Origin of the sequence: Streptomyces sp. NPDC059861, assembly GCF_042731435.1 — a bacterium.
Classification (GTDB): domain Bacteria; phylum Actinomycetota; class Actinomycetes; order Streptomycetales; family Streptomycetaceae; genus Streptomyces.
Window position 1 is genome coordinate 35,347 of sequence record NZ_JBHWJQ010000045.1, and the last position, 21,745, is coordinate 57,091.

The following is a 21,745-nucleotide window of genomic DNA, read 5'->3' on the forward strand; positions in this document are numbered from 1 at the left end:
GAGCCCCTCCATTAGAGAGACGCATGCCCTGCACGGCTGTGACCAGCCACAACACAGGTCCGATGAGAAAGCGTGAGGCGAGTGAGAGCGTTCTGCGGCATCGACTGGGCCAGCGATCACCACGACATAGCCGTCGTAGACGAATCGGGTTCGCTGCTCGCCAGGGCACGTATCGATGACACCCCGGAAGGGCTCGACCAGCTGCTGCGGATGCTCGCCGAGCACGGCGATACCCCGCAAGCGCCCGTCCCGGTGGCCATCGAGACCTCCCGCGGACTGCTGGTCGCCTGCCTGCGAGCGACGGGTCGTGCCGTCTACGCCATCAACCCGATGGCCGCCGCCCGCTACCGCGACCGACACACGGTCTCCCGCAAGAAGTCCGACCACCTGGACGCCATGGTGCTGGCGAACATCCTCCGCACCGATGCCGCAGCTCACCGCAAGCTCCCCGCCGACTCTGAACTTGTCCAGGCCGTCGCGGTTCTCGCCCGCGCCCAGCAGGACGCCGTCTGGGACCGAACCCAGGCCGGCAACAAGCTGACCTCCCACCTGCGCGAGTACTTCCCCGGCTACCTGGCCACCGTCAGCAACCGGCGCGAAGGCATCTTTCATCCCATAGCTCGCACTCTCCTGGCCGCTGCACCGACCCCGCGGCAGGCAGCCAAGCTCACTCGAGCCCAGCTGCGGGCCCTGCTGAAGAAGGCCGGCCGCAAGAACACCATCGACACGGAAGTCGCGCGTCTGCACCACGCGCTCCGCTTGCCGCAAATGCGCCATCTCCCGCTGGTCGAGGAAGCCATGGGACGGCAGACACTTGCGCTGCTTCGCCAGCTGGAGGCCGCGTGCGCAAGCGCCGATGACCTCGCCGAAGCCACAGTGCAGGCGTTTGAGGCCCATGCCGATGCGGAGATCATCACCAGCTTTCCTGGCCTGGGCCCGCTCAGCGGAGCCCGCGTCCTGGCCGAGATTGGGGACGACCGGACCCGGTTCGCCGACGCCAGAGGTCTCAAGGCGTACGCGGGATCCGCTCCCGTCACCAGAGCCTCCGGCAAGAACGTGGCCGTCGGCGCTCGAAGGGTCAAGAACCAGAGATTGGCCGGCGTCGGCTACATGTGGGCGTTCTCAGCGATGGCCCACTCGGTCGGAGCGAGAGCCCACTACGACCGCCGACGTGAAGCCGGAGACCGCCACACAGCGGCCCAGAGGAACCTCTTCAACCGGATGATCGGCTGCCTTCACCACTGCCTGGCGCACCGCGTTCCCTTCAACGAGGCCGTGGCCTTCCCGACCACACGGGAACCTCACCTGGCCCTTGCCGCTTGACGCGTTCTCCGCATCGGATGTATTCCTCCCGCCGTCGAAGCCCCGGCTTGCCGCCGGCACCGACGCGGCCCCCTTCACCGACTGCGCGTCGATGACACCGGCACTCGGCTCCGTGTCCCGGCCGGCCGCCTGGCGGACCCGGTCGCGCAGCCGGTCGTGGAACTCGGCGAGCACACCGGTGTCACGCCAGCGGCGGAAGATCGCGTAGACGCGGTCCCAGGCGGGGAAGTCCGCAGGCATCGCCCGCCAGGCGATCCCGCCCGCGACGAGGTAGCGCACCGCGTCGAGCATCTCCCGGTGGCAGAACCCCTCCGGCCGCCCGCCGCGGCCCTCCAGCCAGGGCGGGACCGGCATCGCATCCCGGACCACACCCCACTCGGCGTCCGACATGTCCGAGGGGTAACCCGGGCGCCTGTACGGACGGTCCGCGGCGTTCCCGAACCGGTGAGCGAGACAGTCACACTCCAGAGGCGCCGAGTTGGACTCCATCGGCACCAGCACGGAAAACTGCAGCACCAGGGGCCTCCTGTTGCTCTATATGGATTCGACACCCACGAGCTGTGCAGGAGGCCCCCTCCCATGCGCGGCCGACCCGAAGATCACCCGACCGAGCCGACACCCTCGAACTCACGCCCACCACGGGCGATACAGCAGCGGCTGCTCAGATGATCGGGCTACCGGCAAGAGCTCAGCAGACGTCGACTATGTCGATCATGTTGTCCCAGGGGGTGTTCGCGAGGCTGTCCTCCGTGTGGTACGCCGTGCTGCCGAACTTGTACACCTTGCGGCCCTCCCAGTTGTAGAACCGAGCCACCGTGCCGGTGGTCTGATTGTTCTTGTACGAGGTGAGGGTGTCGTTGTTGAAGCTGTAGTTGTTCAGGTCGTAGTCCCGACACTCGGTAAACGACACCTTGCTGTCGGTCCAGTTGGGACCGGTCCACAGGCACAGCCACTCGTAGGAACAGCTGGTGTTGGCCACGCCGGGCACGGACACCGTGACGATCGCGCTGCCGTCCTTCGCCCGGATCTCGTTGTAGCCCACCTGTTCCGCCGGAACCTTGATGTCCGCCAGCTTGGCGTCCACCCGGTCCTGCAGCTGGGCTGCCTGCCTGCTCGAAAGGCCCACCGCTTTCGCCTGCGCCGCGTACTTCGACTCGGCCGACTGCGCGGTCCGGTCCGTGGCGGCCGCAGCCGTGCTGCCGGCTCCGACTGCCAGCGCCATGACACACAGCACGGCTGAGAGGGGCTTCGTGATCCGGGATCGGAACTTCATGGGGTTTCCTCCGTCGGTTGGTTTCGCTTCATGAGCAGCTCCGGGCGCCGGCAGACAGCCTCCGGCGACTGATGCGGCCGGGCCCTGACTGCCCTGGGCTGTCCGGCGAGACAGCAGGGTTCGCAAGGCCGCGTGGGGCGCGGCCAGGTGCATGCAGTCAGGGCCGGATCTGTTTGTTCCGCTGGGGAGCCGTAGGCATGACCGCCTCCCCAGCAGCAGCCCCATCCCTCGGTACCGCTCACCAACCGATCTCAGCGGCTGGCTCATTGGTTGGCAGGGCTGTTCCGGCAGCCAATCAATGGCCGGGGGTGACGTTTCGGGCCGGGTTGGGGGGTGCAAAGGTGAGGTGTCCGGTGTGGATGGGTGGCGAGGGGGCGGGTATGGCGGGACGTCGTGAGGTGCCGGTGGATCCAGGGGCGGGTCCGGTGCAGCGGTTCGCGTTCGAGTTGCGCAAGCTGCGGACGGAGGTGGGCGGGATGACGTATCGGGCGATGGCCGAGCGGGCCGGCTACTCGGGCACGACCCTGTCGCAGGCGGCGGCGGGCGGGCAACTGCCCACGCTGGCGGTGACCTTGGCCTACGTGTCGGCATGCGGGGGCGATGCGGTCGAGTGGGAAGCCCGGTGGAAACAGGCCGTGGACGACGCCGCCGCGGTCGGCGCGGAGGAGGAGGGCGGCGAGGGTGCGGATGCGCCCTATCGGGGGCTGGCCCGGTTCGAGCCGGGCGACAGCGAACTTTTCTTCGGCCGGGACCGGCTCACTGGCGACCTCCTGGATCTGCTGCGGCGCCGGCGGTTCGCCGCGGTGTTCGGCCCGTCCGGCAGCGGCAAGTCCTCCCTGCTGCGTGCGGGCCTGATCCCCACCCTCCAGCACTCCCAGGAGCCCGGCTTGCGGCCGGCCGTGATCCAGATCCTGACGCCCGGCGACCACCCCGCACGCGCCCACGCCTCTCTCCTCGACGCAAGCAGACCCGGCGACGGCGGCACGGAAACGTTGGTGATCGTCGACCAGTTCGAGGAGGTCTACACCCTCTGCCAGGATCCAGCGGAACGTACCCGCTTCATCGACCTCCTGCTCGCCGCCCTCCTACCGGCAAGCCGATTGAAGGTGCTGATCGCGGTCCGCGCCGACTTCTACGGCCGCTGCGCCGAACACCACGCCCTGGCCGGCGCACTGCGCGACGCCAACCTGCTGGTCACTGCGATGACCCGGGACGAACTGCGCGACGCCATCGTCAAACCGGCCGCAGCCACCGGACTGATCCTGGAACGCGCCCTGACCGCCCGTATCATCGGGGACGTCGCCGATGAGTCCGGGGGCCTGCCGCTGATGTCGCACGCGCTGCTGGAGACCTGGCGAAGACGCAGGGGCAGAGCACTCACCGAGGCCGCCTACGAGGCCGTCGGCGGGGTGAGCGGTGCCATCGCCCGAACCGCAGAGCGTCTCTACACTCAGCTTTCTCCTGAACAGGCCGCTGTCGCCCGCGATCTGCTGCTGCGGCTCATCACCCCCGGTGAAGGAGCCCAGGACACCCGTCGCCCGGCTCTGCGCACCGAACTGGCCGCACGCACCCGCGGTGATGCTGCGCTGGTTCTGGAGCGACTGGCCCGCGCCCGCCTGGTCACCCTCGATGACGACACCGTTGACCTCGCCCACGAAGCCCTGATCACTGCATGGCCGCGACTGCGTATGTGGATCGAGACCGGCCGCGAACAATTGCGCGCACACCGGCGGCTGACCCATACGGCCGGGGAGTGGGCGGAGCACGGCAGGGACGACGGGGTGCTCTACCGCGGAGTACGGCTGGCCGAATGGGACGACCGGGACACCGGCCGGCTCAATGATCTCGAACGCGAGTTCCTGGCGGCGAGCCGCGACCGCGCACAGGCCGAGCGGGCGGCGGTGAGGCGCCGTGTGCGGCTGACCGTGAGTGGGCTCATGGCGGCGGTGGTCGCACTGGCCGTCCTCGCGGGCGTCGCGTTCGTACAGGCCCGGCGGGCGGAGGCCGGGCAGGCGCTCGCGTTCTCGCGGCAACTCGTGGCGAGCGCGCGTGGCCAGGCCGAGCTCGACCCTGAGCTGGGCCTGTTACTGGCTACCAGTGCCTACCGGACCAGTGCGACCGACGAGACCGAGGCGGCACTGCGCCAAGCCGTGTTCGAGTCACGGGTGAGGGCTGTGCTCGCCTGCCACGACGGGCAGGTTCTCGGGGTCTCGTTCAGTCCGGACGGCCGGTACCTCGCCACCAGCGGCGGCGACGGCGCGATACGGGTGTGGCGGTACGGCACGACGCTGCGAGACCCAGTGGTGCTGCGCGGCCGCGACGGCGAGGTGTGGACGCCGGTGTTCAGCCCGGACGGCACCCGGATCACGGCAGCCGGCGAGGACGGCACAGTCTCGGTATGGAAGTGGGCAAGCGGCGCCGAGCCGGTGATCCTGCGAGGGCACACGGCACAGGTGTGGAGCGCCACGTTCAGCCCGGACGGCCGCAGCGTCGCCGGCGCCGGTGACGATGGCACCGTACGGATCTGGAACGCCACAGGGAGAGGCGAACCGGTCGTGCTGCGCGGCCACGAGGGGCGGGCGCTCGGCGTCTCGTTCAGCCCCGACGGACGCCGCCTCGCCAGCAGCGGCGGAGACGGAACGGTACGCGTCTGGGACGTCAGGAGTCGGCGGACGACCGTGGTCCTGCGCGGGCACAGCAATTCCGTGGAGGCGGTCGCCTTCAGCCCCGACGGACAGCGCATAGCCACCGCGAGCACCGATGGGACCGCGCGCCTGTGGGACCCCGACGCCCCCGCCGAGTCGGTCGTGCTCGGCAGCCACGACGGCACGGCAGAGGGCATCGGCTTCAGCCGGGACGGCGCCCGGGTCGCGAGCACGGGCAACGACGGCACCGTACGGATCTGGAACGTGCATCACCGCGCCGCACCGCTGATCCTGCGCGGGCATCGCGGCACCGTGACCGCGGTCGCGTTCGCCGCCGACGGACGGCGCCTGGTGAGCGCCAGCGAGGACGGCACCGTACGGATCTGGGAGGCGGCCCCGACGGGCAGCGACAGCGTCCTGACCGGTCACGACGGGCCGGTGTGGGCGACGGTGCCCAGCCGGGACGGCCATCGGCTCGCCAGCGCCGGCGCCGACGGGACCGTGCGCGTCTGGCGGACCGGGAGCACCGCCCCGCCGACCGTGCTGCGCGGGCACGACGGCGAGGTCCTCGGGGTGGCATTCAGCCCGGACGGCCGCCGGGTGGCCGGAACCGGCGACGACGGGACCACACGGGTCTGGCCGGTGGACAACGCGACGAAACCCGTCGTACTGCGCGGCCACGACGGGCCGGTGTGGACCGCGGAGTTCAGCCCCGACGGACGCCGACTGGTCACCGGCGGCAGCGACGGCACCGTACGGATCTGGCACACCACTCCGGGCGCGGAACCCTTGGTGGTCGACACCGGCCAGGACAAAGTGCGGTACGTCGCCTATAGCCCCGACGGGCGACGCGTGGCCGCGGCCGGCCTGGACGGCACCATCCACGTCCTGGACCCCGCCACCGGCAAGGATCTGAAGGTCCTCCGTGGTCACAAAGGCCTGGTATGGACGGTGGCGTTCAGCCCCGACGGACGGCACCTCGTCAGCGGCGGCAACGATGGATCGGCCAGGCTGTGGGATCTCACCAAGCCCGGCCGACCGCGGGTACTGAACGGACATCAGGGAGTTGTGTGGAGTGTGTCGTTCGGTTCCGACGGCCGTCGGGCGGTGACCAGCGGCAACGACGCGACCACCCGGATCTGGAGCACCACTGACAACAGCCCGCCCGTGGTCCTGCACGGATTCGGTGCCTCTGTAGAGAACACGAACGTCCTGCCCGGCAATCGGTTCGTCAGCTCGCACGACGACGGCACCGTACGCGTCTGGACATGCCTGCCCTGCGAACCGATTGACGAGGTCCTGCGGCGTTCCCGGGACGGCATCACCCGTGAACTGACCCAGGAGGAACGGGCCAGTTACCTCAACGAGTCAGCCGGATGAGTCGGCTCTGGCGGGCTGTGGCCGACGGCGAGTGAGCCGTGCACCTCGGACTCCTCGCCCGCTGCCAGCCCCTCGACGGCGGTCACAGCGCTCCTGTGGTCCGGCCCAGCGCAAGGCCCGCCGCGAATACGAGAACCCGGTCAACACGCTCGCGCCGATCGGACATGATCGTTCTCGGCGCCAATGGCTGTTCCGCAGTCCCGAGGCCGGAGGGGGCATGAGGGAGAAGCTGGTCCGAGGGAGCGCGGGCGTACAGCAAAGAGGCCGGCTCCCCGCTGTGCGGGTACCGGCCCTTGCTGTGGGTCTTACGCGACAACGTGGACACACGATCGCCCTGGTGCTGGGTGGAGCCCGTAGCTGTCAGGGGACGTACCTGCACTGTAGGGATGCCCTCGGCGCACAATCGATACTCGCAGGGTAGACGGGGAAGTCGGCCGGCATCGGCCGCCACTTGATCCCGCGACAGAGAAACCGAGTTGGACCCCACGGGCTCCGGCACGCAAGACCAAGACAACAGGGCCTCCCGTTGCTCGGCTGGATTCGACACCCACGAGCTGCAGAGGAGGCCCTGCCCTCATGCACCCACAGCCCGAGATCACCCGATCAGGACTCCCGTTCGATCAGCGACGCCTGAATTCGGTATGGCAACAGCGTCTCAGGAAGATCTGAGTCGATCCCCTGGATAGCAGAGGCCCTTCCACATCTCATGACCGCCTTGACACCGTCATCGGGTCCTTGACTTCGCGGCATTGATCAATCTGCGAAGTTCGCTCTTGTTTGTCCCGCTGGGACGACTCCGCGCCGGGCAACCCTGTTACAGGACCCTGAAGCTGTGTACCGCGTCACTGCCGATCCACGACCAGCCGAGAACCATACCGCCCACTGACAGCTGGGATGTACCCGAGCAGCCCTCGCCCGTGTACATCGCAAAGCGCTGTGTCTGGGCGAACAATCCGTGGGCCCCGAACGGAAGAGTGGTGCACTCCCCCTTGCTGAGATCTGTGTACCAAGCCGTCCTGCCGGAGAAGGCGCTGTCCCGGATGTCCCCACCACCGGTAGGTGGCCAGGTCATCTCATAGAAGCAGATCGTGTCCGCCGCGCAGTAGGCGTCACCCGGGTTGCGTACGCTGGGCCCGGTCTCCGTGGTGGCCGACGCTGGGCTCGCGAACAGGCCGACAGCCAGGGCCGCGGTCGCCGTCACCACAACGGCTGCAGAGATTCCTGCCTTGCGAAAACGCACGATTTGCACCTCCATGCAATAACAGGTGGTATGGGGAAGGGCGTTGGATGGAATCAGGCAGTATCGGGGGGTCGGTTATAGCGGTAGGTCATGTGTCCCGCAGTGCGCGGGCACGTCCTAAGGATAGCCAACGAAGATGATGCGTCAACCTGTACCTGGGTGATGAGTCTCCCATGAGAACGGTTGACGTGGAACACGGCCGATCCCGCGGCCGGTCAGGCTGCGCAGGTATGGTGTCGGAATATGCCGGTCCAGTGATCCGTCCGGCGGCGCATACATACCCAAGGTGGGCTGCCACCTGCTCCTATTGAGCGCAAGTGGCAGCCCACTTCGCGGCGTCGGTGGATGTCGCGGCGTGCCGCGGGTTCGACGACTACCCCCGCTGGTGACGGTCCGACGCAAGTGCATGCAGAGCTCGTGAACCACACCGGGAGCGGCGACGCAGATGATATGACACCCTGACTGGGGGTGATGAATCAACCGCGCCGTCGCTTACTGGCTCTAACAAAAGCTGTTGATCATGTGACTGTTAGCTTGTCTGCTCGTTGGTCTCGTCGTGGGGAAACGTCAGTCGCGACCGTGGATCGTGTCGGATGAACTCTGGTCACTTATCGAGCCGTTGCTGCCCGAGCCGGGTCCGAAGCTGGTCGAGGGCAGACCTCGAGTGCCGGACCGGCAGGCCCTGTGCGGGATTCTGTTCGTCCTGCATACCGGGATCCAGTGGGAGTACTTGCCCCAAGAGTTGGGCTTCGGCTCAGGGATGACCTGCTGGCGGCGCCTGGCGGCCTGGAACGAGGCCGGTGTCTGGGACCAGCTGCACGCGCTGCTACTGGAGAAGCTGCGGTCGAAGAACCGGCTGGACTGGTCGCGGGCGGTGATCGACTCCTCGCACGTCCGCGCGGCCCGGCGAGGCCCAAAAGCGGGCGCTGCCCGGTCGACCGCGCACGCCCGGGCAGCCAGCACCACGTCATCACCGACGGCCAGGGCATCCCGCTCGCGGTCCCGCTGACCGGCGGCAACCGCAACGACGTCACCCAACTCCTGCCCCTGCTGGACAAGATCCCGGCCGTGGCCGGGCTCGTCGGCCGGCCACGCAGGCGGCCCGACATGCTCTTCGCAGACCGCGGCTACGACCACGACAAGTACCGCCGGCTCCTGCGGCAGCGCGGGATCCGACCGGTGATCGCCGAACGTGGCCAGCCCCACGGCACCGGCCTGGGCACCTTCCGATGGGTCGTCGAGCGCACGATCTCCTGGCTGCACGGCTTCCGACGCCTTCGCATCCGGCGGGAACGACGCGACGACATCCACGAGGCCTTCCTCGGACTCGCCGTCTGCCTGATCACCCATCGCCACGTACAGAGGCTTTGCTAGGGCCAGTAAGCGCAGCCGAGGGGACGGTGACCGACATCGAGAACGCCAGCCAGCCGGCCCGGCTTTTTGCCGAGCACCGCATGGTCGACGGCATCCATGTCGTGGCTCTGCAGGGCGAAAGAGACCACGACGTCAAGGCCGTGCTCAGCGAAGCCCTGCAAGTCGGGAACGACACTCAGCGGCCGCGGATCGTGGCGGACCTCAGCGACGTCACCTTCCTGGACTCCAGCGGCATCAACGTCTTCGGCGCCACTCACCAGCAGGCGAATGCCGCGGGCGGCCGGGTGCGCATCGCCGGCGCTCACGAATCCGTACTGCGGGTACTGCAGCTGGTCGGCATCGACGCCATCATCCCCTGCCGTCCCACCGTCCAGCAGGCCCTGGCCGACTGACCTCGTCAGCCAGCCCGCTCAGCGCCGGTCGGGCCCGAACGACGGAGCACGGCCTCCTGAAGCGCGCGGCCCACGTGTTCTGGCAGCTGCTCGCCCACAGCCCAGCCGATCAACGACTCGGCAACCGTGTGCAGCTTTACGTTGGTGTGCCGGGAGACCTCGCGCAGCACCTCGAACCCGGCCGCCGGCGGGATCCCGTGGATCGCGATCAAAACCCCGATGGCCTGGTCGACCATCGCGTGAGAGCCGACCGCGTGCCGCAGCTGGGCGTTCTCCCTCTCCAGGCGGGCCGTAGTGCCGTCCTGGCTGTCCTCGGGCAGGGACGGCTGCACACGGGATGTCGACATGACCGGCTCTCCCTCCAGGTGACATTTGCAGTACGCCTGCCCGATACCAGAGCCGCAAGACACCCCGCGTGCGACGCGAAGATCACACGCTGGGGAAAGGTTCTTCGCCGGCCATGGCCGGCGAAGAACCCGAGAGGCTGTCTCCCCAACCTCTCCCCCGACAAGTCGCCCTTACCAGGCCAGCTCACACTCCCGCATCCGGCAGGTGCCGCATCTCGATCACGTGCAGCCCGAGCGACTGACAGCGCAGCATCAGCCGGTACAGCTCGAACGGCTCCCCCACCGAGCCGAACAGCACGCTCTGCCCACCCATGACCACATGATCCAGCTCGGGGAATGCCTTCGCGAGAGTCTGCGACGTTCCACCGTCGATACGCATCTCAAATCGCATCAGCTTGCCCGTTCCCACCGCGTCCGGGTACGCCACCCCGGACCTGTCCTGACCCTTGCCACCATGGCGTTATCCGCCCCTTCGAGCCTCACCCGGAACAGGTGAAGACCACTTATGGCCAGGCGACCAGCACGTGGTCGGTGTCGTCGGCGAGGGTTCGAGCGCCGGTCATGCAGCCGTGCTGCACCGGCGGGCTACCGGCGGCAAGCACCAGGTAATAGCGGCCGGGGCTGGTCATGCGAGGCGGATTCCTCTCCACCGGCCCGGTTCGCGCACGATCGCGGACTTCGCTTCCAGCTCGGCCAGTTGGTAGTGCACCGAGGCTCTGCTGCGCATGCCGACGGCCGTGCCGATCTGCTGGATCGTCGGCGCGTGGCCGTGAGCGGCGATGTGCTCCAGCGTGGTCGCCACGATCGGGATGCAGCCGTCGTAGGAGTGAAAGCCCCCTCACGGTGCCAGACGCCCTGCCAGTGGTGGCGGGAGGTCAGGGACCCTTGCATCTGCTTCCTGGCGGAGCGCTTGCCGACCAGGTGGAAGACGAGCCTAACTGGCGGGTGCACCCGCTCGTACTCCTCAGACGAGGGTGCGAACCATCGGGTGCATCGCAGCGGCTTCTCGATGACATCAGTGTCCTTTCTCCTGCCGCTGGAAGAACCGGCCGTACTTCCGGGTGATGAGGACGGCTTCCTCGGTGCAGTTGTCGGCCTCGATGAACAGCAGCGGCACCCCGGCCTCCGCCGCGGTCAGGACGACGTCGGCGCGGGCGCTGCCGATCGCGAGGTTCTTCCAGGTGCCCTTCACCGGGAGGGCGACCTTGGTGGCGTAGGAGGTGAGGTTCCGATCCCATCGGGTGCGTCGACTGCGGCCTGCGCGGCCGCGACCGCTTCGGCCGGCTCCCCCGCGACCAGGTCCAGGTCTGGCTTCGGGTGGATCAACCCGATGACCGTCTCATTCACCGTCATCGGGAGCGAGGCCTCGGAACGGCCCCCGCTCTTGGGCATGCCACCCATCTCCTCCGGCTCACGGTCCACATCGATCGCGGCGACGGCCAGCCCTTCCTTGGTGAGCAGCCGAACCTCTTCGGCGCGGCGCGTACGGGCGCCGTCGACGGACAGACCATGACGCCGCAGATCGTTCGCCTTCGCCGCACCACGGCCCCGGCAGGTTTGCTGCCGACACCGGACCGAAGGCGGAACTGAAGCATTGGCTACCCGTGTGCCAGGCCCTTCGCGTGTGCAAGGGGATTCAGCTGTGCTCTTCTTCTTCGGACTCCATGCGCCGGATTCCCTCGTGGGTGAGGGTGACCATTGCGGGGGTGTTGCCCGGTTCCCAGTCGACGGTGATCAGGCTTTCGCCCGCCAGGTAGGTGCAGGCGGCGGCGAGGTCTTGTTCCGGTATGTGGAGGTCGCGTCGCAGCTGTGCTCCGGTGATGCCGAGGAGGCGGTTGCCTTCGACGGCTTCGTACAGGACCCGGAGCACCTGTTCGCGGTAGGTCTTGCGTTCGCGCAGTGTGGCCATGACCGCGTCCTTCCGTGTGCAGGGGTGGGTTCCGGGGCCCGCGGGGGCTCTGAGGTCTCGTCGGAGTGGGCGCCGGTGCCGACGGGGCTCCGGCTGACGGCCAGCCAGGAGCGGGCGGGGCCGGCGGGTGTTGCCGTGTCCACGGTGAGGTGGAGGCGGGTGTCGCCGTCGAGACTGGGATAGCTGCGCTGTTCCGCTCCGGCGAAGCAGTGGCGAAGCGCCTCCGCGACCGCTCGGGCGGCTTCGGGCGTGTGCGCGATGATCCGTACCTCGGCGTGCCCGTGCGAGGCCAGTGTCTGGGCCTCGATGTACTTCACGTGGGCGTGCTCCCTTCGGGGTGGGCGAGCAGTCGGCGGGTCGGGGCGCCGTGGCGCCCCGACCGCTGCCCCCGGTCGGAGGAAGGTCCGTTCTTCACCGGTCGGTATCCGTGCGGTGGGCTCGACGACTGTTGTCGGCCGGCAGGCCGGGAGGTCTCGGCAGGGGGGCGCTGAAGTGGTAGGCCGCGATCCGTGCGTCGTGCTGGGCGTTGAGCAGGTGGATCAGGCGCATTCCGATGCCGATCGCGAGGACGATCACCGCGATGGTGACGAGGGTCTCCACGGAACTCACCTCCAGCTGTTTCCGGGCAGCGGGAGGGCACTTCGCCTCACCGGGTTCCCGAAGGGGGACATGCAGGCGCCGCCTTCGCCCTCCCAGGTGGCTTCCTGGCGCACGGCGTCACGGATACCGCGCCCGATGACGGCTTCGTTGGTCATCAGGGCGCCCGCGGTGAGGATGCTGCCGGGGATCGCTGCGGCGTCCATCAGGCGGGCCGCGGCGGTGGGTGCGGTCTCGGGCGGGATGACGAGGAGGTCCCAGCGCCCGACGGTGTAGGAGAGCAGGATGAGCTTGTCGGGGTCCTGTTCGGTGAACCAGCCCACGTGCAGCCTGCGCCCGTCCACGGCAACCGTGTGCGGGACGACGGGCCAGCGGGTGGGGTTCACAGTGACGCGTGTGATGCGCCCCCAGTGTTCCTCCAGGGCGGCGGCGAGCGGTGGGAGCTCGGCTTCGAGGTCGCGGGAGTAGGGCCACCAGGCCCCGTCCAGCTGGCCGGCGAGCATGGTCTTCGGGGTGAGGGACAAGCGTGCCGGAAGCTCTGCGGCGAGGTCGCGGGGCGTGGTCCGGTCGAGGGTCGTGGTCATGATGCGGACCTGCCCCCGGGCTGTCCGTCGACAGCCCGGTTTTTCGTGGTCGCCGGAAATGACACCCGCGTGAAAGCCGGTGTGCGAAGTACCTCCGGTGCTTTCACTGTACGCCTGTTCGACGGACTATGACCGTTCTGACCAGGTATTTTCCGGCGGACGCTGCATCGGGCGGCGGGAGTATCGTCAAACGGGGGCGGGCTCGTACACCTCGCCGACCGGGCACCGGCGCCGGCATCGGCCGCTATCTGAGACGACGCACGGCCGACTGGCTCGGTATCGGTAACGGCTGACCGTGACCGATACGGTCCGGAACAGCTCGATCCCGTCCGCCGAGATTGACAGGCAGGACATCGCAGCAGATCTTGCCACCATGCTGAAGAGACTCACTCAGATCATGCTAGGCGCAACTGATTGCGTATCAGGCGGGCTTGAGGTCGTCACGTGTCTGGCACGTAGTCGCTACGGTAACGGCCATGCTGATGTGGTCTCGACGCAAGCAGTTCACTGGCTGCCGCCTAAAGCGGACACTTTTGGAGGATCTACAGGACCGGGCGACAACCGGTTTCGCGGAGCCTGTCGTTGTCTCTTGGGAGGGCGTTGGATGGTCCTCTGACGAATCGTGGTTCTCTAGCCGCGATCACTTCCACGTCAGAGCGAGTTCCTTGCAAGCGCTTGAGGCAGATGTAGGGCTCAGGACGTTGGCAGCGTTGAAGCTGACTGTGTGTCTCAGCAGCGCTCCTGATGAGCCGCGTGTGGAAGTCACGATGGGTGATCTTGAACGTCCCAAGGGGAAGTTGCTGCCTCTGTTTATGGTCGTGCTGGTCATCGGCGACTCGTCATGGATCACTGAGTTGCGTGTATCTGGTGACTTGTCAGCAGTCCGCGACCGGATGAGCGCGATGGAGAAGGTGCTCGTTCGGTCGCAGGGACTGCGTCGTTTTGGCGGTGGTTTCTTGCCGTTTGCGGTCCATCTGCTTGCGCAGACCCTCTTCTTGTGGGCCTCTGTCGCCGTAGCATTCGAGGGCCTGTATCGGGAGGGTGACCCTAGGTCACTGTTCAGCGGCGTGGTCATGGGTGCGGCCATGATGATCGGCTGGCAAATGTTCGCGGAGTGGCTTGCCAGAACACGCGTGCGTGTCGTGCCGACCGACGGTCAGTGGTGGCAGAGGCTGACGGCGGACCCTGGCCGGTCCGGGGCGATCGGAGCCGTATGCGCTGTCCTGGGTCTTCTGGTAGCCATCGCCTCAGCAGTAATAACGATCATGGTTTCTTAGAGCACTTTCGGAGTACCCCCCTCCGTCGTCAGAGTCTCGCCCTCCACAGCCGGCGCCGGGCGGTGCGGGGGTCGGTTGCTCCATCACGGAGAGCACCGCACCCGGAGGATTGCCGACCGGCTGAGCCAGCACCGGGTGCCGGTAAACGGCGTAGCCGAGGTCGACCACCGCGGAGATCAGCTGCGCCACCGGCAAGGTACGCACGGTGGTGCACGAAGTGTTCTCACGGGTGTCCGACCCAGGCCTGATGGTGGGACGCGACGCGCAGTCCCTCACGCAAGCGTCCGCGCAGGACACCAACGCGCGTTCTGCCCTCCATGACCTGCAGCCCGCTGGCTGACGGGTCCAGGAAGCGGCGGTCGATCAAGATCGGCGGTCGCAGCCACGTCCCCTGCTCCTCCCAGTGCCGACCGACCTCTGGAGGGCGAACCATGACCCAGTGCACCGGGTTCTCGGCGAAGCTCTCGATACAGCCGGCATCGGACGCTCCCGTCGGCATCCGGCTGAAGTCCGCGGCCGGGATCGTCTCCAGCCGCCACGTGACGTCGCGCAAGTCGATGCCGCTGTAGTCGTACACGAAGGCAAGATTGTCGCCGTGGTCGAACAGGAACTGTTCCACGACGTCGTCCGGCCACCGCAGCAAGGCCAACGCGGGGTCGACGCGGAAACGGCCATAGCTGAGGCCGCCGTCTTCGCGGCGCGCCATCAGCGGGCTGAGGTCACTTACTGACAGTGAGAATGTGACTGGTGGTTCTGCCGGTGGGTCTGACTCACTTACTGGACTGAGGTCATCGACTGTCCTGTTTAAGATTTGTCGGCTCGTCGGCAGGGCCGCCGCGCACGCGGCCGGACGGGCGTTTGTGACCTTATAGGAGCTTGGTCCAGAAGCCCCGTCACTGTCTTGTCCACCCGCCCGACCGGCGCGTGCCGCCCTCGGAAACGGACACGCCACAAGGACGGACATGACCAGCATGACGCACGACAGCCCGCAGATCACCGGAGGAGTCGACACTCACGGCCTCACCCACCATGCCGCAGTGATCGACACAGTCGGTCGGCACCTGGCCGACCGGGAGTTCCCGGCCACCATCCGCGGCTACCGGGATCTGCTGGAGTGGATGCGCTCACACGGCGCGCTCGTCGCGGTGGGAGTGGAGGGCACCGGCGCCTACGGAGCCGAACTCGCCCGGGTGCTGACCGCAGCTGGCATTGCCGTCGTCGACGTGGACCGCCCCGACCGTAAGACACGGCGCACGAAGGGCAAGTCCGACTCGATCGATGCCTATGCAGCCGCGACAGCCGTGCTGTCCGGACGCGCCACTGGCATCCCCAAAAGCCGGGACGGCCTGGTCGAGGCGGTCCGCGTGCTGAGGGTCGCCCGCCGCAGCGCGGTCAAGGCCCGTACCCAGGCGATGAACCAGATCCGAGCCCTGCTGGTCTCGGCGCCCGCGTTGCTGCGTGAGCAGGTCGCTGTACTGGACCGGGCCATGTTGATACGGACCCTCGCCCGGCTGCGGCCCGGCGAGGACCTGTCGCGCCCGCTGGCGGCGACCAGAGCCTCGCTGCGGCGGCTCGCCCGACGCCACCAGACACTCGACGCTGAGATCGCCGAGCTGGACGCTGAGATCGGCCCGTTGGTCAGGCAGGCCGCTCCCGCGCTGCTTGAGCTGTTCGGTGTCGGGCCCGAGACCGCCGGCCAACTGCTGGCCTCGGCCGGGGACAACCCCGAACGCATGCGTTCCGAGGGAGCGTTCGCGCACCTGGCCGGGGTCGCTCCGATCCCGGCATCGTCCGGCCGCACCCACCGCCACCGCCTCAACCGAGGCGGCGACCGGGCCGCGAACAACGCACTGCACACCATCGTGCTCACCCGCATGCGCTTCGACGCACGCACCCGCGACTACGTCGACCGCCGAACCAAAGAGGGGCTGAACAAGAAGGACATCATGCGCTGCCTCAAGCGATTCGTCGCCCGCGAGGTCTACCGCGCTCTGACCAGGACACCGACGGGGCAAATCACCCAAACCGACCTGCCTCCAGCGGCTTGACAGTCATAGGAGCATCTTCGGCTCGTTAGGGTGAATCTTGGCGAGGTGCTCGATGGGTTCAGAGCGGTGGCTGTATCCCGTGGTGTGTGAGATATGGCGATGGGGGCGGGCTGACCGCTTCGGGACGTCGGCGCCGGGAGTCGGTGCGGATGCAGGCGGCCGAGCTGTTCGAGCAGAAGATCAAGGCATTGGAGGTCGCGCGGCGCCTGCGGGTGAGCCGGAAGTCGGCCTACCACTGGCATCACTTGTGGCGGGACGGTGGCGTTGAGGCTCTGGCGTCCCGCGGCCCGAGTGGATCGCGCTGTCGGCTGTCCCCGCGCAGTCTGGAGAAACTTGCCGCGTATCTGGAGCAGGGTCCGGCCGCGCACGGCTGGGTGGAGGACCAGGTGTGGACCGCGGCGAGGGTGGCCACGCTGATCGGCAGGAAGTTCCACGTCTCCTACAGCGTCTCCGGTGCGACGAGGCTGATGCACCGGCTCGGCTTCAGTCCGCAGGTCCCCGCACGCAGGGTCGCCGAGCGCGACGAGCGGGCCGTGACCGCGTGGAAGGTGGCGACCTGGGCCGAGGTAAAAGAGCCCGGGCGGCCTGCGGGGGTTACATCTGCTTCCAAGACGAAGCAGGCTTCACCCGAAAGCCGCCCCGAGGACGAACCTGGGGCCGGCGCGGGCACACCCCGGTAGTGACCGTCAGCGGGCGACGTTCGGGACGCCTGTCCGTGGCGGGGCTGATCGCGATGCGGCCCGGCTCGAGGACCCGGCTGTGCCACCGCCTGCGCACCCACCGAGCGGTCAAAGGCGCGCGCCGCAGCATGGGCGAGCGGGACTTCATCGCACTCGTCGACGGCGTCCACCAGCTCCTGAAGGCACCGATCGTGCTGGTCTGGGACCGCCTGAACACCCACGTCTCCCGCGTCATGTGTGAGCTGATCAACGAGCGCGAGTGGCTGACGGTGTTCCTGCTGCCCGCCTACTCACCTGACCTCAACCCCGTCGAGTGGGTGTGGGCGCACGTCAAGCGCAGCCTGGCCAACCTCGCCGTGGTCGCGCTCGACCGGCTCGAAGCCCTCGTACGCAACCGGCTCAAGCGCCTTCAGTACCGGCCCCAGACCCTCGACGGCTTCATAGCGGGCACCGGCCTGACCCTCGACGAAACAGTCTCACCTTGACGAGCCGAAGTCAGTAGCTTCACCCGCCAGGTGTACAGCAGATACCCGGCGGTGATCCCCCCGCTCTGATTCAACCGCCCGTGGCCTGCTGACGTTGAGATCGCGGGGGCGCTGGATCGGGGTGACTGAACAAAGCCGTGCCCCCGGTAGGAGGACCAGCTCACCCTGCCTCGACTTTCGGCAGGAACGCGACTACCTGAGCGCGCCAGAACACGGCATCGGACCGCTCCGCCCAGTCCATCGGTCGACCGGCAGGAACGGGTCGATCCCAATGGCCACGGAATCGCTGGTGCCTTCAGCAAGCGTCGGGACCATCCCCGCGGGTGCAGGGAGCAGCTGGCCGGGGGGCGACGCTGCATTGCCGGTCAGGTGAGGTCCAGGACGCGGACCGCTTCGCCCCTCCACGTGTCCGGGTTTGTGGTGGCGATGATTGCCCCGTCGGGCCGGTCCGGCGTGGGCTGTGAGGCGTGCAGACTGTGCGCGGCCGCCCAGGTCTCCTGCCGGGCCACGGCCAGGACTGCGGCGAGGTCCAGGTCGAGGACGGTGACGCCGGGCAGGGAGGCCAGATGCCCCGCGGTGCCGGGCCGGGCCCGGTCGGCTTCCACCAGTGCGCACGCCGGGGCATAAAGAAACCAGTCGGCCTCGGCGTGGGCGCGGTGGATGAGGCGGGAGGCAAGGACGTGGCCCTGGCCGGCCGCGGCCATCGCGCTGTCGTCCAGGACGATGTGCATGGCGTCACTCACCGGGCGGTCACCCGGGCCAGGCGGTGGTCCAGCTCACTGTCGAGGTCGTACTCCTCGGACGCAGTGGGAGCGTAACCATTCCACGCCTTCAGTGCTGCCCGCGCGCGCTCGGCCCGCTCGGCCCGCTCGGCCGGCGTCAGCAGGGTCTGCGCGAGACGCGCCAGATAGGCGCGTAGCGACAAACCCTCCGCAGCCGCAATCGCAGCGAGCCTCTCTTTGGCTTCCTCAGGGATACGAACGTTGGCATCAGTCATCGTCATCCTCCTTCCCACCCCATCAGGATACGGGTACGTACCCGTATCCCATCTCACGTTTGACACTTTCCGCCGAAACACTGCCACGAGGCCGAACCCAGCGCGGTCGGCCGGCAGGGACGTGAGGAACATCCCCGCGGAAACGGGGGAGCAGACGTCGGTGATGATCTCCACGGTGCCCGGCGTAAGACCATCCCCGCGGGTGCGGGGAGCAGTACTCATCGTCGGCGCCGCCGGTCTCGAAGGGGGACCATCCCCGCGGGTGCGGGGAACAGCTTTGTTGAGAGCGAAGCCACAGCGGCCGCACACGTCCAGCATGCAGAAACTGGGCAGTCCGCAACGGACTGCTCATCTACAGCCGGCCCCGCGAGGGCTGTGAGTTCAGGCTCGCCGGTGTGGTGTGTCCCGACCCCCAAGCACTCGCCCAGTGGCCGTCCGACCTGACGATCCTGGTGCACAGCCAACCTGGCTCGCCCGCGTCCAAGCCGCCACCCGCACCCCCTGCACGTCGCACTCCTTCAACCCGACCACGAAGCGTTCCACCTTCCTGCGCGTCGCCTACTTGCAGGCCGGCGTCACAGCCCAGGGCATCTCTGACTGCCATGGCGCCGCTCACCGGGCTGCTGCATACCGGCGGCAACAACGCAGCATTGAAGCAGCGCAGGCTGGCGGGGCCGCCGGGCGCCAGGGCCGGTCCTGGGTCGGGCCCGGGAGCAGCCCGGCTCACATCTCTTTATCCAGCTTCCACGGCAGGTACCAAGTAGGTACCATGCCGGTATGCCGTCACTGAATGTGCCCTTCACCGAGGAAGAGATGGAAGGCGTGCGTGCTGCTGCCGCCGCCGAGGGCAAGAGCCTCAAGCAGTACCTGCACGACCTGGGAGTCCGCGAGATGCAGCGCAAGCGGTTCGTGGCCGGCGCCGCGTCATGGTCGGACAGGCTGCGCGAGGAGTTCGACGAGGCGTTCCCGGACGAGATTCCCCCCTCCGAGCGCGACCGGGGAGTCTCTGCCGCCTGATGAGCGAGATCCTGCACGTCGATGTCTCCTGGCTCCTGGACGTCCAGGACATCGCCCTCGGCCACGACGACGTGTCCGTCACCGACTACTCGGCCCTCGTCGCGGCTGTCGCCCGCCACAAGACCCGCATGCCAACCCTCGCCTCATCCAACCCCGACGCCGCGTGGCGCGCGGCCGCGCTCCTGCACACCATCGTGCGGCTCGAACCGCTCCCCCACCGCAACAGCCTCTTCGCTGCCTTCGTCACCAGCCAGTACCTGGACCAGTCCGGGGAAGGCATCGACCCACCCTACGGGGCCCTGCCCGACCTGATCAGAAAAGCCCGCGAGACCCGGCTGAGCATCTACGAGATCGCTGACACACTCCGCTCCTGGCGCATCTGAACGGCCGGGCCGCCCGCGCCGGACGGCCGTTCACCGGTCCTTGCCTTACGGGAGGGCGGGAGGAGCCGTCAGTCCACCGGCGTTCCGCGCTGTGCTCAGGTGGGGCGCGGGCGCGTGGCGAAGTACCCGGGCCAGGTCGCGGCGTATGCGTTCGGCTTCGCCGCGTACCTGGGCGGGGACATCGCCGCGCTCGGCAACCAGGCGGCTGAAGATGGGCGTCTCCTGGAACACGGCGGGGTCTGCTCTCTGTCGTGCGGTCGCGTCCGAGTGGCGGACGTAAGAGGGAAGTCAGTGAAGCCGTCCACGACGACGACCCCTGGCCGACCTCGCGGCCATGCCCGGCACCCTACGGCGCGGCACCGACAAGGCGATGCGGATCACGCACTGATCGCCTTGTGCAGCGTGTCACCAAAAGCCCTCACCTCAGGAACCGACGACAGAGCGGGCCCCAAGGGAGCACGCGACCACGGTGCCGGAATGAACTGCGAAGAAGCCCTTGCTCAAGCGGACCGGGCCCCGCCGATGCGGGGGCAGGAGCACGAGCTCGCGGCCAAGTCAGAAAGGCTGGGCAACCCCTCTGCGGGCGCGGGTAGCAGCCCGCGCTGGCGCCGGCGCTGCAAGGTCGGCGTAAAGCGCAACCCCCTTTGCTGCCCGAATGTTAACGGCCGTGTTCTGTTACACCTCTCGTCTGGTTTCCGGCGCATCGCGCATATAGGTATCGAAGGCGGCGGCATGGCGGGCCATGGCGGTTTTCCATGGGGCCTCGTCCGTGCGGGCGATCTCCGCCCAGAGGGAGGCGTTGGCGGCGGTGAACGCCTGCACGGCCTCCATGGGCGCGGCGCGCCATGAGGGAAACCGGCTGGCGAAGGTTGCCGCTGATGCGAGGGTGTGGCCGGCTTCCAGGAGGCGCAGGATGAGGACGGCCGGGTCGATCCAGGCTGCGCCGCGTGTGGGCCATGCCCAGTCGATGATGTGGGCCTGGTCGTCGATGAGCACGTTGTGCGGAGCGAGGTCAGTGTGCAGGAGCGTGGTCCCTGCGAAGAACGCTGCGGTGCCGGCCGGGGCATAGGCGGCCCAGCGCTCTTCGGCCTGCTTGATAGCGATGTCCGTCGGTGCGACGACATCCTGCAGGTCTGCGATGGCCTCGGCCACGAGGGGAAGATCGGATGAGCCTGGGGCGTAGTCGGCGTGCCTGCCGTTGAGGACTTCGTATCCGAGGAGGTCCCCCCCGGCCTCGATGTGCCAGTACAAACGGGGGCAGGCGCGGGGAAGGTGCGGGTTGATCGCGGCCTCGCGCCGCTGTGCCGGGGCCTGGGTGTGGTCGGTGGGGATGCCCTTGACGAACACGGTGCCGTGCCCGGTTTCGATGAACGCCGCGATGCCGGAGTTCAGGCCGCCCTCGGCGGTGCGCGCGTCGCGGACGGGGCCGGCCTTGTCAGCGATGGCCCGGCGCGCTTCTGCGGGCAGGTCGTGGAAATGGCGGCGGGGCATGGACACTGCGTGGTTCCTCGGGGGTAGTACGGGGCTACCCCGGCCAGCGTACGGCCGGGGCAGCAAGGTGGAGCGGATTTCGGGCTAGTAGGGCTGGTCGTCACCGGCCGAGCAGCTGCATCGGGCTGCCTCGGCGACATCGCCGTCCAGGTCGTCGATGACCTGGAACGTTCCCTCAGCGACCGGCGGCGGGGTAAGCGGAACGGGGAGGGTGCCGGTGGCCTCCGCGGGCGGGCGCAGGCCGATGGTGAGCGGCACCGGTGCGGGCCGTGTCAGGGGTACCGTGGCGATCCCGCCACTGTC

Annotated in this window: 25 protein-coding genes and 2 pseudogenes; 10 read left to right on the forward strand and 17 right to left on the reverse strand. The window is 68.2% G+C overall.

The window, feature by feature from the left end:
- Window positions 1-81: 81 nt before the first annotated feature.
- Window positions 82-1,323 (forward strand): IS110 family transposase, encoded by a 1,242-nt coding sequence (locus ACFV6X_RS30610; protein ID WP_385389015.1) that lies wholly within the window; start codon window positions 82-84, stop codon window positions 1,321-1,323.
- A 216-nt stretch (window positions 1,324-1,539) separates the two neighbouring features.
- On the opposite strand, the pseudogene ACFV6X_RS30615 reads toward ACFV6X_RS30610, so the two are convergent.
- Both ACFV6X_RS30615 and ACFV6X_RS30620 read right to left on the reverse strand, forming a co-directional pair.
- A pseudogene (locus tag ACFV6X_RS30615) lies at window positions 1,540-1,812 on the reverse strand (transposase); the annotation flags it as partial.
- A 199-nt stretch (window positions 1,813-2,011) separates the two neighbouring features.
- On the reverse strand, window positions 2,012-2,596 hold the full coding sequence (locus ACFV6X_RS30620) for a hypothetical protein (RefSeq protein WP_385389018.1): 585 nt from the start codon (window positions 2,594-2,596) through the stop codon (window positions 2,012-2,014).
- A gap of 380 nt (window positions 2,597-2,976) precedes the next feature.
- On the opposite strand from ACFV6X_RS30620, the gene ACFV6X_RS30625 reads away from it, so the two are divergent.
- The 3 genes from ACFV6X_RS30625 (at window position 2,977) to ACFV6X_RS30635 (ending at window position 9,627) form a co-directional block, all read left to right on the forward strand.
- On the forward strand, window positions 2,977-6,621 hold the full coding sequence (locus tag ACFV6X_RS30625; RefSeq protein ID WP_385389020.1) for a hypothetical protein: 3,645 nt from the start codon (window positions 2,977-2,979) through the stop codon (window positions 6,619-6,621).
- A gap of 1,796 nt (window positions 6,622-8,417) precedes the next feature.
- A protein-coding gene (locus ACFV6X_RS30630) for an IS5 family transposase (protein ID WP_385389023.1) occupies window positions 8,418-9,235 on the forward strand; the annotation gives its coding sequence in 2 pieces (ribosomal slippage) (window positions 8,418-8,790 and window positions 8,790-9,235; 819 coding nt in all).
- 26 nt (window positions 9,236-9,261) lie between these two features.
- The gene (locus ACFV6X_RS30635) at window positions 9,262-9,627 is read left to right on the forward strand and encodes an STAS domain-containing protein (RefSeq protein WP_385389025.1); all 366 of its coding nucleotides are present in this window, start codon (window positions 9,262-9,264) and stop codon (window positions 9,625-9,627) included.
- 5 nt (window positions 9,628-9,632) lie between these two features.
- On the opposite strand, the gene ACFV6X_RS30640 is transcribed toward ACFV6X_RS30635, so the two are convergent.
- From ACFV6X_RS30640 to ACFV6X_RS30680, 9 genes and pseudogenes are all read right to left on the reverse strand, one after another.
- Entirely contained in the window at window positions 9,633-9,974 is a 342-nt protein-coding gene (locus ACFV6X_RS30640; RefSeq protein ID WP_385389028.1) for an ANTAR domain-containing protein, read from the reverse strand.
- Window positions 9,975-10,158: 184 nt separating this feature from the next.
- A complete protein-coding gene (locus ACFV6X_RS30645) occupies window positions 10,159-10,365 on the reverse strand; it encodes a hypothetical protein (protein ID WP_385389094.1) in 207 nt (68 codons plus the stop codon).
- A gap of 112 nt (window positions 10,366-10,477) precedes the next feature.
- Entirely contained in the window at window positions 10,478-10,603 is a 126-nt protein-coding gene (locus ACFV6X_RS30650) for a hypothetical protein (RefSeq protein WP_385389031.1), read from the reverse strand.
- Window positions 10,600-10,776: a LexA family protein gene (locus ACFV6X_RS30655; RefSeq protein WP_385389033.1), complete on the reverse strand. Its 177-nt coding sequence runs from the start codon at window positions 10,774-10,776 to the stop codon at window positions 10,600-10,602. Before ACFV6X_RS30655 ends, ACFV6X_RS30650 begins: the two co-directional genes overlap by 4 nt.
- Window positions 10,777-10,989: 213 nt before the next feature.
- On the reverse strand, window positions 10,990-11,166 hold the full coding sequence (locus ACFV6X_RS30660) for a hypothetical protein (RefSeq protein ID WP_385389036.1): 177 nt from the start codon (window positions 11,164-11,166) through the stop codon (window positions 10,990-10,992).
- A gap of 444 nt (window positions 11,167-11,610) precedes the next feature.
- Window positions 11,611-11,883: a hypothetical protein gene (locus ACFV6X_RS30665; RefSeq protein WP_385389039.1), complete on the reverse strand. Its 273-nt coding sequence runs from the start codon at window positions 11,881-11,883 to the stop codon at window positions 11,611-11,613.
- Between the two features lie 56 nt (window positions 11,884-11,939).
- A pseudogene (locus tag ACFV6X_RS30670) lies at window positions 11,940-12,200 on the reverse strand (hypothetical protein); the annotation flags it as partial.
- 94 nt (window positions 12,201-12,294) lie between these two features.
- On the reverse strand, window positions 12,295-12,483 hold the full coding sequence (locus tag ACFV6X_RS30675) for a hypothetical protein (RefSeq protein WP_385389042.1): 189 nt from the start codon (window positions 12,481-12,483) through the stop codon (window positions 12,295-12,297).
- A gap of 5 nt (window positions 12,484-12,488) precedes the next feature.
- A complete protein-coding gene (locus tag ACFV6X_RS30680; protein ID WP_385389045.1) occupies window positions 12,489-13,064 on the reverse strand; it encodes a DUF5994 family protein in 576 nt (191 codons plus the stop codon).
- 755 nt (window positions 13,065-13,819) lie between these two features.
- Here ACFV6X_RS30680 and ACFV6X_RS30685 point away from each other — a divergent pair.
- Window positions 13,820-14,341, forward strand: a complete 522-nt coding sequence (locus tag ACFV6X_RS30685; protein WP_385389047.1) for a hypothetical protein — start codon at window positions 13,820-13,822, stop codon at window positions 14,339-14,341.
- A 223-nt stretch (window positions 14,342-14,564) separates the two neighbouring features.
- Here the strand turns inward: ACFV6X_RS30685 and ACFV6X_RS30690 are convergent, their stop codons facing one another.
- Window positions 14,565-15,047: a hypothetical protein gene (locus ACFV6X_RS30690; RefSeq protein WP_385389050.1), complete on the reverse strand. Its 483-nt coding sequence runs from the start codon at window positions 15,045-15,047 to the stop codon at window positions 14,565-14,567.
- Window positions 15,048-15,303: 256 nt separating this feature from the next.
- On the opposite strand from ACFV6X_RS30690, the gene ACFV6X_RS30695 reads away from it, so the two are divergent.
- From ACFV6X_RS30695 to ACFV6X_RS30705, 3 genes are all read left to right on the forward strand, one after another.
- Complete coding sequence (locus ACFV6X_RS30695; protein ID WP_385389052.1) at window positions 15,304-16,389, forward strand: IS110 family transposase; 1,086 nt, start codon at window positions 15,304-15,306, stop codon at window positions 16,387-16,389.
- A gap of 143 nt (window positions 16,390-16,532) precedes the next feature.
- Window positions 16,533-17,069, forward strand: a complete 537-nt coding sequence (locus tag ACFV6X_RS30700) for a winged helix-turn-helix domain-containing protein (protein WP_385389097.1) — start codon at window positions 16,533-16,535, stop codon at window positions 17,067-17,069.
- A complete protein-coding gene (locus tag ACFV6X_RS30705) occupies window positions 16,988-17,554 on the forward strand; it encodes a transposase (protein WP_385389100.1) in 567 nt (188 codons plus the stop codon). Before ACFV6X_RS30700 ends, ACFV6X_RS30705 begins: the two co-directional genes overlap by 82 nt.
- 365 nt (window positions 17,555-17,919) lie before the next feature.
- Here ACFV6X_RS30705 and ACFV6X_RS30710 read toward each other — a convergent pair whose 3' ends face one another.
- Together ACFV6X_RS30710 and ACFV6X_RS30715 are read right to left on the reverse strand one after the other, a co-directional pair.
- Window positions 17,920-18,285: a hypothetical protein gene (locus tag ACFV6X_RS30710; protein ID WP_385389102.1), complete on the reverse strand. Its 366-nt coding sequence runs from the start codon at window positions 18,283-18,285 to the stop codon at window positions 17,920-17,922.
- An 8-nt stretch (window positions 18,286-18,293) separates the two neighbouring features.
- Window positions 18,294-18,551: a hypothetical protein gene (locus ACFV6X_RS30715; RefSeq protein ID WP_385389054.1), complete on the reverse strand. Its 258-nt coding sequence runs from the start codon at window positions 18,549-18,551 to the stop codon at window positions 18,294-18,296.
- Between the two features lie 777 nt (window positions 18,552-19,328).
- Between ACFV6X_RS30715 and ACFV6X_RS30720 the strand changes: the two genes are divergently transcribed.
- Complete coding sequence (locus tag ACFV6X_RS30720; protein WP_385389057.1) at window positions 19,329-19,568, forward strand: hypothetical protein; 240 nt, start codon at window positions 19,329-19,331, stop codon at window positions 19,566-19,568.
- Window positions 19,568-19,951, forward strand: a complete 384-nt coding sequence (locus tag ACFV6X_RS30725) for a toxin Doc (RefSeq protein ID WP_385389060.1) — start codon at window positions 19,568-19,570, stop codon at window positions 19,949-19,951. Before ACFV6X_RS30720 ends, ACFV6X_RS30725 begins: the two co-directional genes overlap by 1 nt.
- Before the next feature lie 45 nt (window positions 19,952-19,996).
- Here the strand turns inward: ACFV6X_RS30725 and ACFV6X_RS30730 are convergent, their stop codons facing one another.
- From ACFV6X_RS30730 to ACFV6X_RS30740, 3 genes are all read right to left on the reverse strand, one after another.
- Window positions 19,997-20,182, reverse strand: a complete 186-nt coding sequence (locus tag ACFV6X_RS30730; RefSeq protein ID WP_385389063.1) for a hypothetical protein — start codon at window positions 20,180-20,182, stop codon at window positions 19,997-19,999.
- Between the two features lie 444 nt (window positions 20,183-20,626).
- Window positions 20,627-21,442, reverse strand: coding sequence for an aminoglycoside phosphotransferase (locus ACFV6X_RS30735; protein WP_385389103.1), 816 nt, complete (start codon window positions 21,440-21,442; stop codon window positions 20,627-20,629).
- A gap of 84 nt (window positions 21,443-21,526) precedes the next feature.
- Window positions 21,527-21,700: a hypothetical protein gene (locus tag ACFV6X_RS30740; RefSeq protein WP_385389066.1), complete on the reverse strand. Its 174-nt coding sequence runs from the start codon at window positions 21,698-21,700 to the stop codon at window positions 21,527-21,529.
- Window positions 21,701-21,745: the final 45 nt, after the last annotated feature.